Below are 12368 nucleotides of genomic sequence, written 5' to 3' on the forward strand. Positions count from 1 at the left end.
GTCAGGCCTCCACGTGTTGTGCCGGTGCTGTGCCATGCGCCAGCCTTCCGCTCTGCAGTGCATCCAGGTAGGCCAGCCGCAGGCCGTCGCGCAGCGCCACGGCCGGTTGCCAGCCGGTGGCGGCAAGGGCCGTGCAGTCGAGCCGCTTGCGCGGTGTGCCGTCGGGCTTGCCGCTGTCGAAGACGATGTCGCCGCGAAAGCCCACGGTCTGCGCTACCAGCCCCGCCAGTTCGCGCACGCTGACTTCCTCGCTGCTGCCCACGTTCAGGAATCCGGCCGGCGCGGTCTGGCGGTACACGTCCTCGGGCAGCGCCATCACATGCAGGCATGCCGCGGCCAGGTCGTCCGCGTAGAGGAACTCGCGCAGCGGCGTGCCGCTGCCCCACACCGGCACGTGCTGGGCGTGGGCCATGCCGGCTTCGTGGAAGCGCCGCAGCAGGCCCGGTATCACGTGGCTGTTGTCGGGGTGATAGTTGTCGCCCGGGCCGTAGAGGTTGGTCGGCATCACGCTGCGGTAGTCGGTGCCGTACTGGCGGTTGTAGCTCTCGCACAGCGCAATGCCGGCGATCTTGGCCAGGGCGTAGGGGGCGTTGGTGGGCTCCAGCGGCCCGGTAAGCAGCGCGGCTTCGCTGATGGGCTGGGGCGCGAACTTCGGGTAGATGCAGCTCGAGCCGAGGAATAGCAGGCGCTTCACGCCCGCGCGCCAGGCTTCGTGGATGACGTTGGCCGCGATCATCAGGTTCTGCTGGATGAACTCGGCGGGAAAGGTGTGGTTGGCGTGGATGCCGCCTACGCGCGCGGCTGCCAGGTAGACCGTGTCGATGCCCTGGGTGGCGAAGAACGCGCGCACCTGCTGCTGGTCGGTGAGGTCGAGCTCGGTGTGGCCGCGCGTGACGATATCGGCCTGGCCACGCGCGTCCAGCGCACGCACGATGGCGGAGCCAACCATGCCGCGGTGGCCCGCCACGAACACCCGCGATTGCCCTGCTGGCAGGGGTACGGACGGCGGCGCGGGCTCACTTGACACTGCGGCGCCGGCTTCACTCATGATGGTCATAGGCCCGGAAGCCAGCCAGCTTGACGAACGCATCGCGCCGCGCCGCGGCAAAGTCCGCCTCCATCATTTCCCGCACCAGGGCCCCGAAGCTCGTGCGCGGCGCCCAGCCCAGCTGTTCGCGCGCCTTGCTGGCGTCGCCCAGCAACGTCTCGACTTCGGTCGGGCGGAAGTAGCGCGGGTCCACGCGCACAATCGTGTCGCCTGGCTTGCAGCGCGCTGCCACCGGGCAGGTGGCGGCATCAACGCGCGCCACCACGCCTACCTCATCGGCACCTTCGCCTTCGAAGCGCACGGTGATGCCGAGCTCCAGGGCGGCCAGCTGCACGAACTCGCGCACGCTGTGCTGCTCGCCGCTGGCGATCACATAGTCCTCGGGTTTGTCCTGCTGCAGCATCAGCCACTGCATTTCCACGTAGTCGCGCGCGTGGCCCCAGTCGCGCAGGGCCGACAGGTTGCCGAGATAGAGCGTGTCCTGCAGCCCCAGCGCGATGCGCGCCATCGCCCGCGTGATCTTGCGCGTGACAAAGGTCTCGCCGCGCACCGGGCTCTCATGGTTGAACAGGATGCCGTTGCAGGCATACATGCCGTAGGCCTCGCGGTAGTTCACCGTGATCCAGTAGGCGTACAACTTGGCGGCCGCATAGGGGCTGCGCGGGTAGAACGGCGTGGTCTCCTTCTGTGGTGTTGCCTGCACCAGGCCGTACAGCTCGGATGTGGACGCCTGGTAGAAGCGGGTTTGCTTCTCCAGGCCAAGGATGCGCACGGCTTCGAGCAGGCGCAGCGTGCCCAGCGCGTCCGTGTTGGCGGTGTATTCCGGTTCCTCGAACGACACCTGCACGTGGCTTTGCGCCGCCAGGTTGTAGATTTCATCAGGTTGCGATTGCTGCACCACCCGCACCAGGCTGGCGGTGTCGGTCATGTCGCCGTGATGCAGGATCAGGCTGCGCCTGGGCGCTTGCGGATCCTGGTACAGGTGGTCGATGCGCTCGGTGTTGAACAGCGAACTGCGGCGCTTGATGCCGTGCACCTCGTAGCCTTTGGCAATCAGCAGCTCGCACAGGTAGGCGCCGTCCTGGCCGGTGATGCCGGTGATCAGCGCGCGGCGCGGGCGTTGCGCCCCGCCGCTGCCCGTGTTGCCGCTGGACTCGGGCTGCAGCTCGGTGGCCGCGAGCCGGCCGAAGGGTTCGAGGTCATGTGCGCCCATAGATATCTGCCATCCGGATGATGTCGTCTTCGCCAAGGTAGGAGCCGGACTGGATCTCGATCAGTTCGAGCGGGATCCGGCCGGGGTTTTCAAGGCTGTGCGCCTCGCCGATCGGGATATAGGTGGATTGGTCTTCGGTCAGCAGGTACTCGACGTCTCCGCGGCGCACGCGCGCCGTGCCGGAAACCACCACCCAGTGCTCGGCACGGTGGTGATGCAGTTGCAGCGAGAGCTTGGCGCCAGGTTTGACCGTGATGCGCTTGACCTGGTAGCGCGTGCCGTGGTCCACCGCGTCGTAGGCGCCCCAGGGCCGGTATACCTTGCGATGCTGGGTGGCCTCGGGGCGGCCCTGGGCGCGCACCGTTTCCACCAGCTGCTTCACGTCCTGGCAGTGATCCTTGTGGACCACCAGCACCACGTCCGGTGTTTCCACCACCATCACGTCGTCCAGGCCGGCGACCGCCACCATCCGGTGCGAGGCGTGGACAAGGCAGCCCTGCGCATGGTGCGTGACCACGTCGCCGATGGCCACGTTGCCATCGGCGGTCTTCTCGGCGGCCTTCCAGACCGCGTCCCAGGAGCCCACGTCGCTCCAGTCGGCGGACAGCGGCGCCATTTGCGCGTCACGCAGGTGCTCCATCACGGCGTAGTCGATCGAGTCGGAGCGGCAGGCGGCGAAGGCGTCGGTGTCGAGCCGGAAGAAATCCAGGTCGCGGTGGCCGCGCACCATCGCTTCCTGCGCGGCCAGCAGGATGTCGGGGGCGAACCGCTCCAGCGCGGCGAGATAGACGGAGGCGCGGAACAGGAAGATGCCGCTGTTCCAGAAGCAGTTGCCTTCCTGCAAGTAGCCGGTGGCCATCTCCAGCGAGGGCTTCTCCACGAAGCGTGCGACCGACAGCAAGTCAGCCGTATTGCTGGGCACCGCCTTGATATAGCCGTAGCCGGTGGCCGCGAACGTGGGCACCACGCCCAGCGTCACCACCACGCCGGTTGCGGCCACGGCGCTGGCCTGGCACACGGTCTGGGTGAAGGCGGCGCGGTCGCGGATCAGGTGATCGGAAGGCAGCACCAGCAGCACCGGGTCCGCGCCGTCGCTGCGCGCTTGCAGCGCGGCCACTGCCGCGGCCGGCGCGGTATTGCGCGGATGCGGCTCGAGCACGATGGCGGACAACGCGCAGCCTGCCTCCCGTGCCTGCTCGGCCACCACGAAACGGTGCGCTTCGTTGCTGACCAGGATCGGGGCCTGCGCACCGGGAATCTCCCGCACCCGCAACAGGGTGTCCTGCAGCAGCGAGTCCTGTCCGAGCAGGCGCAGGAACTGCTTGGGATAGCCGTCGCGCGACAATGGCCATAGCCGCGAGCCCGCGCCGCCACAGAGGATGACCGGTACGATCTGCTTGTCGTCTGCCATGGCATGTCTCCTTCACGCAGCACGAAGCCTGGCTCGCGTTCGCGCTGAGCCGGGTGACGGGTAGTGAGGTGACTGTAATGCCGGGCCGCGAGGGGGACTGTTGGCTAGCACACACTCGACGGCGTGCGCCAGGCAAGCACGAAAAAAAAAGCCGTCTGCGCGCAAGGCGGAGACGGCGTACGAGGCTAGATGGCCGGGGAGGATCGGCTTAGCGGGCCCAGTAGCCGGGCTGCATCACCCAGCCGCCGCGCGGGCTTTGCACCCAGCGCTCGGGCACATAGCGGTGACCCGGGCGTTCGCGCTGCCAGTAGCCGCCGCGCCAGGCATAGCTGCCGCCGTTGGCGTTCCAGTGTCCGGGCACCCATGCCTGGCCAGGGCGGCGCGGCGGGCGCGGTTCATAGCGCGGTGGGGGCGGCGCGGGGCGCATGTGCGGGCTGCCGTGGTAGCCCGGGGGATAGGCCTGGGCCTGGGCCGGCGAGATCAGGCCAAGCGCGGCGCCGGCGGCAAGGGTAGTGAGGGCGAGCAGCAGTTGGCGTTTCATGGTTCAACTCCAGGGGTGCGAGCGATGCGTTGGATTTCGGGGGCGGCGCGTGCGTGTTACCTGCAGCCGCTCAATAGCGGTCGTGGTAACGGTACGGCGGCGGGCCGCCACGCGGGGGCACCACGATGCAGGCAGACAGCAGGGACGCTGCGGAGCAGAGCAGGACAACCAGGGCAATGGCGCGTTTCATGTTGGGGACTCCGTGACTGGCTTCGCGTTGAACATGGCCTCACTGTAGCCATCGGGCTCGCGCCGGTGTGCTTGCACTTGTAAGGCGCAATCACACTTTCAAGGGCCTCGGCTTCACCTTTGGCGAGGCTTTCCGGGCCCTTGCGCGTCGCCCGCCAGGCCTTGCCGGCATTGGGCGCACGGGGGGTGGCGCGGGGCCGGCCGCAGCCTCGAAAAGAAAACGGGACCGTGGCCGGTCCCGTAATGTGGCGTTACATCGGAAATGACTCTCGCAAAGATTTGCCCCTGCAGCGGCCCGTTTGCGCGCGCCTCAGCGGGCCCGCACCTCGCGTTGGAACACCGCCAGCGCATGCGCGCGGGTGGCGATGAAGCGCGGATCGGCTACCGCCTGCGCATCGCGCGGGCGCGGCATGTCGAAGTCGATCGCCTCGGCCACGCGCGTGGGCCGGCGCGTCAGCAGCAGGATGCGGTCGGCCAGGAAAACCGCATCTTCCAGGTCGTGCGAGACGATCACCATGGTGGTGCCCTCCGCCAGTTGTACCTCCTGGAGCTTGTCGCGAATGAACAGCGTGGTCTCGAAATCCAACGCAGAAAAGGGTTCGTCGAGGAACAGCACCTCGGGCCGCGGCGCCAGCGCACGCATGATGCAGATCAGCTGCTGCTGCCCGCCCGAGAGCTCGTAGGGAAAGCGGTTGACGTCGAAGCGCACGTCGAAGGTGCGCAGCAGTTCCTCGGTGCGCGCCTTGACCTGTGCCTCCGGCATGCCTTTGCGGCGCAGCGGGTAGGCCACGTTGTCGCGCGCGCAGATCCACGGCAGCAGGGCGTCCCGGTAGTTCTGGAAGACGTAGCCGATCACGGTCTGGCGCAGCGTCTTGCCATCGAACAGCACCTCGCCCCGGTCGAACGGCAACAGGCCCGCCACCATGTTGATCAGCGTCGACTTGCCGCAGCCGTTGGGCCCAAAGATCGAGACGATCTTGCCACGCGGCAGGTCCAGGTCGAGATGCTGGTACAGCGGCACGCCGCCGAAGGCCTTGGACAGGCCGCGGATGGTGACATGGACCTCGCGCCCGGCCGGTGCGGCCACCAGCGCCGATGGCGGCGGCGCGTCGGCCACGCCGGCCCCCGATTGCAGGACTCTCATTTGCCGCTCCAGTGGACAAAGCGCTTCTCCAGCATGAAGAAGGCCAGGTTGAGCACGTAGCCAAGCGCGCCGGTGACCAGGATGGCGGCATACATGCCGCGGATATTGAAGACCTGCTGCGCATCGATGATGCGGTGGCCGAGGCCCGTGTCGGAGCCGATGAACATCTCCGCCACGATCACGATCACCAGCGACATCGACACGCCGGTGCGCAGCCCGACAAAGGTCTGCGGCAGGCTCTCCATCAGCAGCACGTCCTTGAACACGTGCCACTTCGATACGCCCATGGCCTGCACCGCCAGCACGCGCGTCTTCCTGGCGTTCATCACGCCATACGCACTGTTGAACAGGATCAGCAGCACCGCCGCGAAGGCGGCAATAGCGATCTTGTTCGCATCCGACAGGCCGAACAGCAGCATGAACAGCGGAATCAGCGCGGATGACGGCGTGGAGCGGAAGAAGTCGATCAGGAACTCAACGCTGCGATAGGCCGGGACCGAGCTGCCCAGCGCCACGCCCAGCGGCACGCCGATCACCGCGGCGATCGCAAAGGCGTAGAAGGTGCGCGACACGGTGGCCAGCAGGTCCGCGTTGATGGACCCGTCGGCAACGCTTGTGAACAGTACCCCGAGCGTTGCCGCTGGCGATGGCAGCAGCACCGGGTTGACCCATTTGGCCGATACCGCTGCCTGCCACAGCGCCAGCAGCGCCAGTGGGCCGATCAGCGGCAGCAGCCGCGGCGCCAGGTTGGATGCACGCATGTCAGCCCCGGTAGAGCATGTCCGCCACCGGCACCCGGCGGGCAAACAGCTTGCGGTCGTGGAAGACGTCGAAGAATTTCTGGAAGGCCTCGATATCGGCCGGCTTGAACTCGTTGTAGAGCGTGAAGCCCGGCAGCGGCACCTCCTTGGCCAATTGGTCGTCGATGCTGGTGTAGCCCTTCAGGAAGGGGCGCACCTTGACGGGGTCCTTGCGCACCATGTCGATGGCCTGGCCGTAGGCGGCGATAAAGCGTTTCGACAACTCGGGGCTGGAAGAGAGGAAGGCTGAGGTCAGCGAAGCCGAGCCGCCAAACCACGGCAGGCTGGCGTTGCCCAGCACGTAGCGCGAGATCACGCCGTACTCCAGCGCGCGGCAGGTGCCGTTGAGGCGGCCCACGGTGCCCGTGGGTTCCAGCGTGTAGACCGCGTCGAGCTGGCCCGCGGCGAGTGCGGCCACGTGCTGGCCTACCGGCAACTCGACGGGCTTGACGTCGGTGTAGCCGTTCTTCTCGAAGATCACCTTGGCCAGCGTCACGTTCTGGATGCCGGGGCCGCAGCCGATGCGCTTGCCCTTGAGATCGGCCAGGGTCTTGAAGGGGCTGTCCTTGGCCACCAGGATTTCATCGAGCAGCAGTGTGGCGTTGGACGGGTTGGCGGCAAAGATCTTGCACAGGCCGGGCGAGGTGATCTCGCCCAGGCCCAGCGCCGCGGAGGCCGTGCCGTTGGCCGAGCCCTCGATGCGTCCGGCGATCATGGCTTCCACCACCTGCTGCGCGCTGGCGAACTTCACGGCCTCCACCTCCAGGCCGGCCCGCTTGAACAGCCCCGTCTCGATGCCCGCGTACAGCGGGATACCGCCGGCGATCGGCCAGAAGCCCAGGCGGATCTTCGGCGTCTGCGCGCGCACGATGGCTGGCGCGGCCAGCATCGCGCCGGCGGCAAGGCCCTGGCGCAGGGCGAGGCGGCGGCGTGGGTTGAATCGTGAATCGGTCATGGTGATCTCGCGACAAAAGGAGTGGAGGGAAAAAAAAGTCCGCAGACGCCGGGGCGTGCCGCGCCTGTGCGGTGCTATCCCGGTGCATGTCAGGTGCGTGCGCGCGCGCCGTCGGTGCGTATCGTCTGCAAGCGGTGCAGCGTGATCTTGCGCACTTCGGCGCGGCTTTCTTCAATATGGCTGGACAGCAGCAGCACGGCCTGCTCCGCGCGCTGGCGCTGGATCTCGCGCAGGATGGCGGCGTGCTCGTCGTAGGTGGCGGCAACGCGCGCGGCGTAGGTGAAATCCAGCCGGCGGATGATGCGGATGCGCTCGGTCACCTGCCGGTGCACGCTAGCGATTTCGCGGTTGCCCGCCGCCGCTACCAGTGCTGCGTGAAAGGCCTCATCGTGTTGCGCCACCAGGCGGCCGTCGTCCAGGCGCGCGTCCTGCGGCACCTGCCAGAACTGCGCAAGCTGGGCCAGCGCGCCGTGATCCACCGTGGGCGTGGCGTGCGTGCACAGCATGCGCACGGCATTGACCTCGATCAGCTTGCGTAGCTCGTAGAGCTCGTCGAAACGCGTGAAATCCAGTGGCACCACCTCCCAGCCGCTGCGGAAATACACCTGCACCAGCGCGTCGGATTGCAGCCGCAGCAGCGCCTCGCGCACCGGCGTGCGCGACACGCCCAGGCGCTGGGCGATCTCGCCCTCGGTGAAGCGGTCGCCGGGAAGCATGCGGAACTCGAAGATGTCGTCGCGCAGCTGCGCGTAGACCGCTTCGGCGCGCGAGACCACGCGGACCTCGGCGCCGCTCATGCCGCGGCCCGCGCGAGCAATGCGCAGGGCCTCGGGCATGCCGCTACGCCCATGGCCTCCAGCGCCTGGGCGGCGGCAAAGGCCAGGTCCTCGCGCCACGGCGGCGCGATCAGTTGTACGCCTAGCGGCAGGCCGTCGGGGCCGGCCAGCGGCACCGTGAGCACCGGCAGGCCGATGCACGAAATGGGCTGGGTCAACAGGCCCAGGCTGGCGCGCGCTGGCAGTACCTGGCCATTGATCTCGATGCTCTCCTGTCCGGCCAGCGGCGCAGCCACCGGCGTGGCCGGGGCGATCAGCAGCTCGGTGCGCGTGAAGGCGTCGAGCAGTTCCTGGCGAAAGGCCGCGCGCACTTGCTGTGCGCGCACATACCACGCGGCCGGCAGCACCAGCCCGGCGGCCAGGCGGTCGCGCGAGAGCGGCTCCATCTGCGCGTACTGGTGCCGCAGATGCTCGCGGTGCAGGTGCCCGCCCTCGGTGCCGGTGATGACGAAGGCGGCCGAGCGCGCGGCTGCCGCGCCCGGCAGATGGATCACGCCCGTGGCTTCAAGCGCATCGGCCACGCGCTGCGCGGCGGCGCGTGCATCGGCTCCGGCCATGTCGTCGAAGTAGCCGCCCAGGCGTGCCGCGCGCACGCGTGTCGGCGCCTGCCCGCTGACCGCTTCGAGCGGGCGGCGCGCGCAGGCCGGATCCCGGGTGTCGGCGAACTGCAGCATATCGTAGGCTGCCGCGAGGTCCGCCACCGAGCGCGCGAAGTGGCCGACGTGGTCCAAGCTGTGCACGAACGGATAGCTGCCGCGGCGGGACAGCCGCCCATAGGTGGGCTTGAGCCCGAAGATGCCGGTGAGCGCCGCCGGCACGCGGATCGAGCCATTGGTGTCCGAGCCGAGCGACAGCGGCACCAGGCCCGCGGCCACCGCCGCCGCGCTGCCGCCGGAGGAGCCGCCCGCCACCCGGGCCAGGTCGTGCGGATTGCGGCAGGTGCCCCGATGTGCGTTCTCGGTGGTGAAGCCGTAGGCGAACTCGTCCATGTTGAGCGTGCCCACCAGCACCGCGCCCGCCTCGCGCATGCGCGAAACCAGCGCCGCGTCGCGCCGGGCCGGTGCGGCGCCGGCCAGCACGCGAGAGCCCGCCAGCGTGGTGAGGTCGGCCACGTCGAACAGGTTCTTCACCGCATAGGGCACGCCCGCCAGCGGCGGCAGCCGCGCGCCCTGCGCGCGCAGCGCGTCGACGCGGCGCGCCTCGCCCAGCGCGCGCTCGCGCGTCACGGCGGTGAAGGCGTGCAGCAGCGGGTCGCACGCCTCGATGCGCGCGAGCGTGGCGGTGGCCACATCCAGCGCGCTGCGCGCGCCGGTGTCGATGTCGCTGCGGATCGCCAGCGCCGATTCGAACACGGGTTCGCGCGCGTTCATGGCCGGTACACCGGAGCCGGCTCGTCGTGCGCGTCCAGCGGGTGCGCCAGCATGGGCGCCGCGACCGCGGCCACGCGCAGGAATTGTTCGATCACGCGCGCCTCGGCGTCCTTGGGCAGCTCCAGCCCGTGCAGCTTGAGCGCGCTGCGGGCGTAGTGCGCCAGCGTCTCGTCGCAAAGTTGGGTCATGGCGTTTCTCCGGGAGTTCGTGGGTCTCAGGCTGCGGCCGTCGTGCCCTGCTTGTATGCGATCTTGTATGCAAGCAATGGCTGTGCCACGTGCGGCGCGGCGCGAGGCACGGCGTGCGGCAGGATTCCGCCTTTCGTGCTGCACCGCTTGGGGGCGAGAGTGCGATGACAGGTGCGCACGCGCGGCGTGATTCCCCGCGGCAGTGCGTGCGCCGCATCGGCCTTGGTGCGCCCATGTGTAGCCCCCGCGCTTGCAGGCACCGTCTGGCGAAGCGTCCAGTGCCCAGTGCAGTGGCATGAACCTTGCGCGGAGCGCATTGCCACGGGAGTGCGCCCGTGGTCATTCCCACACTGGCACGCGGTGACATATCCTGATGTGTGCCTGAGGCGTGCCGGGCGCGACACCATCCAGTGCGCATGAACCTGCGGAGGTGCGATGCCTATCCTTCTTGTCGTGTTGGCGCTGCAGGCGCTTGTGCCGGGTGCTACGTCCTTTGCCGCGCTGGCGCGATATGACAACGCGCGCACCGCGGCTTGCGCGCGGCTGGACGGGCTTCCCTGACATCGTCCGGCGCTAGTGCCGTCCCGTTGCCGCATCCGTCCTCCCAAAAGTCCCCCCAAAACCAATCCAGAATCCAGAGGAGCGCAAATGAATCGCAGCGATATCACCGACCTGATCATCGAGGCCAAGGTCACCAAAGGCATCCGGTGGTCTGATGTGGCCGAGAAGGTCGGCAAGAGCAAGGAGTGGACGACCGCCGCGTGCCTGGGCCAGATGGCCTTCGACGCGTCCGGCGCGCAGGCCGTGATGGAGATCTTCGGTTTGCCGCCGGAGGCCGAGCCGTGGCTGCGCACCGTGCCTTACAAGGGCTCGTTGCCAACTCCCGTGCCGACCGATCCGCTGATCTACCGCTTCTATGAGTTGGTCAGCATCTACGGGACGACCTTCAAGGCGCTGATCCATGAAGAGTTTGGCGACGGCATCATGAGCGCGATCGATTTCCGCATGGACCTGCAGCGCGAGGCCGATCCGAACGGCGATCGCGTGAAGATAGAGATGTCGGGCAAGTTCCTGCCCTACAAAACCTACTGACCGGGGCCGGCACCCAGGCGCCTTGCGCCACGCAGAAACGGGTACGCCCCCTGTTCCGGGCTGCCGAAAAACACGCAGAAACGGGTACGGAACGGGTTCCGTTGGTCACGCAGAAACGGGTACGCATTGCATTTGCGGCCCGTTTTTGCGTTTGGTTTTCGCTCTATGCCCCATACAGTTGCGCTGCTGTCATCCCTGCCGGCAGGCGCGTGAGCGGCAGCGGCGGCGGGTCCAGCGGCAGGCGCAGCGCCTGGTAGGTGGCCTCGCTCGAAAGCCCGTAGGGCGCGGCGTCGGCATTGTCGAAGGCGTAGTACACCGCCTGCACGCCGGTCATGATCAACGCGGCCAGGCACATCGGGCACGGATGGCCGCTGGCATATACCACGGCACCCTTGAGGCTCGGCCGGCCGAGCTTGCGGCATGCGGCGCGGATGGCCTGCATTTCCGCATGCGTGGTGGGATCAAAGCTGTGCACGATGTCGTTGACGCCGGTCGCCACCTGTTCGCCATCGAGCGTAAGCACCGCGCCAAAGGGGCGGCCGCCGCGCGCGCGATTGGCGTGCGCCAGGCGTACAGCTTCGCGCAGGTGTTGTTCATGGATAGACATGGGGGATCTCCGGGAGGGGAGTGTGGCTAGAGCAGAAGCAGGCAGCCCCTTGCCGCACGCGATACGCGTAAATATGAAACTTTTCGCGCCAGGGTATTTGAAAAAAATGATATACAATGGCGACGCCGAATCCCGCCATTGCGCCTGCCCAAATCCTAGGCTGGCGTGCCAGGGCCGACCTGCAAGGTCACTACCAGCGACTGCAGCACGGACATCGGGATTGGCTTGGAAAAGACACGGATATGCCCGGGAATGCCGCCGCGGTCCGCAATGGCATGCTTGTCCAGCGAAGTCACCACGACGATGCGCGTGGCGGCAAACTCCTGCTGCGCGTCGATGGTCCTGCACAGGCGGAAGCCATCGATGCCAGGCATGATCAGATCGAGCAGGACAAGGTCGGGCTTGCTGCTGCCAATGAGCAGCAGGCCGTCGTATCCGTTCGTGGCCTCGAGTATTTCGACCGACGGGTTGAGGGCTTCCAGCGCCATGCGGTAAATCTGCAGCAGGTGTTCGTCGTCCTCCACCAGCAGTACGCGAAATGCCCTTCCCGCCGGGGCGGCTGCCGCCGTCGCGGGCGCGGCGGTCTGGCTGCGCTGGTCGGCCACCATGCGGTCGACCGAATCGGCCGGGATCCTGCGATGTCCGCCGTCGGTCTTCCACGCGGGCAGCCGGCCATTTTCGACCCAGAGCTGGACCGTGCGCAGGGAGACGCCCAGCATCTCGGCAGCGGTCCTGGTGGAATAAAAGCGCAGATCGGTCATATGGCCTCTTCAACTGACGCAACGCGCGCCGGGCGAGGCTGCGGCGTTACGTATCGTATTGTTTTCATTATTCTTCGGAAAGCTGCCTAAGCGCAACTTAATGCCAGGAAAACACGCAATTATGATAAAGCCTCGCCTGAACCGTCGAAGTTAACGCTTCGCGATGCGCCTGGCCGGCTACGCCGGATATCCCGGGGCGATGGGCCAGTGCGA

At 67.6% G+C, this 12368-nt stretch carries 14 protein-coding genes; 2 read left to right on the top strand and 12 right to left on the bottom strand.

The genetic code is table 11. The features are described from left to right. Position 1: 1 nt before the first annotated feature. The 10 genes from A9975_RS22480 to A9975_RS22525 form a co-directional block, all read right to left on the bottom strand. Positions 2-949, bottom strand: a complete 948-nt coding sequence (locus tag A9975_RS22480; protein WP_370565299.1) for a GDP-L-fucose synthase family protein — start codon at positions 947-949, stop codon at positions 2-4. A gap of 91 nt (positions 950-1040) precedes the next feature. Next, positions 1041-2261 (bottom strand): GDP-mannose 4,6-dehydratase, encoded by a 1221-nt coding sequence (gene gmd / locus A9975_RS22485; protein WP_183034740.1) that lies wholly within the window; start codon positions 2259-2261, stop codon positions 1041-1043. After that, complete coding sequence (locus A9975_RS22490; RefSeq protein ID WP_150989110.1) at positions 2248-3672, bottom strand: mannose-1-phosphate guanylyltransferase/mannose-6-phosphate isomerase; 1425 nt, start codon at positions 3670-3672, stop codon at positions 2248-2250. The genes gmd and A9975_RS22490 overlap by 14 nt, the downstream gene beginning before the upstream one ends. A gap of 208 nt (positions 3673-3880) precedes the next feature. Beyond that, positions 3881-4213, bottom strand: coding sequence for a YXWGXW repeat-containing protein (locus A9975_RS22495; RefSeq protein WP_183034741.1), 333 nt, complete (start codon positions 4211-4213; stop codon positions 3881-3883). 499 nt (positions 4214-4712) lie between these two features. Continuing rightward, positions 4713-5546, bottom strand: coding sequence for an ABC transporter ATP-binding protein (locus A9975_RS22500; protein ID WP_183034742.1), 834 nt, complete (start codon positions 5544-5546; stop codon positions 4713-4715). Beyond that, positions 5543-6307, bottom strand: a complete 765-nt coding sequence (locus tag A9975_RS22505) for an ABC transporter permease (protein WP_183034743.1) — start codon at positions 6305-6307, stop codon at positions 5543-5545. Before A9975_RS22505 ends, A9975_RS22500 begins: the two co-directional genes overlap by 4 nt. A gap of 1 nt (position 6308) precedes the next feature. After that, positions 6309-7301, bottom strand: coding sequence for an ABC transporter substrate-binding protein (locus tag A9975_RS22510; RefSeq protein ID WP_183034744.1), 993 nt, complete (start codon positions 7299-7301; stop codon positions 6309-6311). Positions 7302-7390: 89 nt separating this feature from the next. Continuing rightward, the gene (locus A9975_RS22515) at positions 7391-8137 is read right to left on the bottom strand and encodes a GntR family transcriptional regulator (RefSeq protein WP_370565247.1); all 747 of its coding nucleotides are present in this window, start codon (positions 8135-8137) and stop codon (positions 7391-7393) included. Next, positions 8095-9507 carry an AtzE family amidohydrolase gene (locus tag A9975_RS22520; RefSeq protein ID WP_183034745.1) on the bottom strand — a complete coding sequence of 471 codons (1413 nt, stop codon included), beginning with the start codon at positions 9505-9507 and terminating at the stop codon, positions 8095-8097. Before A9975_RS22520 ends, A9975_RS22515 begins: the two co-directional genes overlap by 43 nt. Then, a complete protein-coding gene (locus A9975_RS22525; RefSeq protein ID WP_174425783.1) occupies positions 9504-9695 on the bottom strand; it encodes a DUF4089 domain-containing protein in 192 nt (63 codons plus the stop codon). The genes A9975_RS22520 and A9975_RS22525 overlap by 4 nt, the downstream gene beginning before the upstream one ends. A gap of 435 nt (positions 9696-10130) precedes the next feature. On the opposite strand from A9975_RS22525, the gene A9975_RS38155 reads away from it, so the two are divergent. Both A9975_RS38155 and cynS read left to right on the top strand, forming a co-directional pair. Continuing rightward, on the top strand, positions 10131-10256 hold the full coding sequence (locus A9975_RS38155) for a hypothetical protein (RefSeq protein WP_255503374.1): 126 nt from the start codon (positions 10131-10133) through the stop codon (positions 10254-10256). A gap of 87 nt (positions 10257-10343) precedes the next feature. Then, complete coding sequence (gene cynS / locus A9975_RS22530) at positions 10344-10787, top strand: cyanase (RefSeq protein ID WP_183034746.1); 444 nt, start codon at positions 10344-10346, stop codon at positions 10785-10787. 163 nt (positions 10788-10950) lie between these two features. Here cynS and A9975_RS22535 read toward each other — a convergent pair whose 3' ends face one another. Both A9975_RS22535 and A9975_RS22540 read right to left on the bottom strand, forming a co-directional pair. After that, the gene (locus A9975_RS22535; protein WP_183034747.1) at positions 10951-11394 is read right to left on the bottom strand and encodes a nucleoside deaminase; all 444 of its coding nucleotides are present in this window, start codon (positions 11392-11394) and stop codon (positions 10951-10953) included. 155 nt (positions 11395-11549) lie between these two features. Then, complete coding sequence (locus A9975_RS22540; protein ID WP_183034748.1) at positions 11550-12155, bottom strand: response regulator; 606 nt, start codon at positions 12153-12155, stop codon at positions 11550-11552. Between the last annotated feature and the right edge of the window lie 213 nt (positions 12156-12368).

Origin of the sequence: Cupriavidus sp. UME77, assembly GCF_014170355.1 — a bacterium.
GTDB lineage: Bacteria > Pseudomonadota > Gammaproteobacteria > Burkholderiales > Burkholderiaceae > Cupriavidus > Cupriavidus basilensis.

What these genes read in the sequence shown, in the direction of transcription:
- A9975_RS22480 (WP_370565299.1), bottom strand. Translation starts at nt 949, where the DNA reads ATGGTTGGCTCCGCCATCGTGCGTGCGCTGGACGCGCGTGGCCAGGCC.
- gmd (WP_183034740.1), bottom strand. Translation starts at nt 2,261, where the DNA reads ATGGGCGCACATGACCTCGAACCCTTCGGCCGGCTCGCGGCCACCGAG.
- A9975_RS22490 (WP_150989110.1), bottom strand. Translation starts at nt 3,672, where the DNA reads ATGGCAGACGACAAGCAGATCGTACCGGTCATCCTCTGTGGCGGCGCG.
- A9975_RS22495 (WP_183034741.1), bottom strand. Translation starts at nt 4,213, where the DNA reads ATGAAACGCCAACTGCTGCTCGCCCTCACTACCCTTGCCGCCGGCGCC.
- A9975_RS22500 (WP_183034742.1), bottom strand. Translation starts at nt 5,546, where the DNA reads ATGAGAGTCCTGCAATCGGGGGCCGGCGTGGCCGACGCGCCGCCGCCA.
- A9975_RS22505 (WP_183034743.1), bottom strand. Translation starts at nt 6,307, where the DNA reads ATGCGTGCATCCAACCTGGCGCCGCGGCTGCTGCCGCTGATCGGCCCA.
- A9975_RS22510 (WP_183034744.1), bottom strand. Translation starts at nt 7,301, where the DNA reads ATGACCGATTCACGATTCAACCCACGCCGCCGCCTCGCCCTGCGCCAG.
- A9975_RS22515 (WP_370565247.1), bottom strand. Translation starts at nt 8,137, where the DNA reads ATGCCCGAGGCCCTGCGCATTGCTCGCGCGGGCCGCGGCATGAGCGGC.
- A9975_RS22520 (WP_183034745.1), bottom strand. Translation starts at nt 9,507, where the DNA reads ATGAACGCGCGCGAACCCGTGTTCGAATCGGCGCTGGCGATCCGCAGC.
- A9975_RS22525 (WP_174425783.1), bottom strand. Translation starts at nt 9,695, where the DNA reads ATGACCCAACTTTGCGACGAGACGCTGGCGCACTACGCCCGCAGCGCG.
- A9975_RS38155 (WP_255503374.1), top strand. Translation starts at nt 10,131, where the DNA reads ATGCCTATCCTTCTTGTCGTGTTGGCGCTGCAGGCGCTTGTGCCGGGT.
- cynS (WP_183034746.1), top strand. Translation starts at nt 10,344, where the DNA reads ATGAATCGCAGCGATATCACCGACCTGATCATCGAGGCCAAGGTCACC.
- A9975_RS22535 (WP_183034747.1), bottom strand. Translation starts at nt 11,394, where the DNA reads ATGTCTATCCATGAACAACACCTGCGCGAAGCTGTACGCCTGGCGCAC.
- A9975_RS22540 (WP_183034748.1), bottom strand. Translation starts at nt 12,155, where the DNA reads ATGACCGATCTGCGCTTTTATTCCACCAGGACCGCTGCCGAGATGCTG.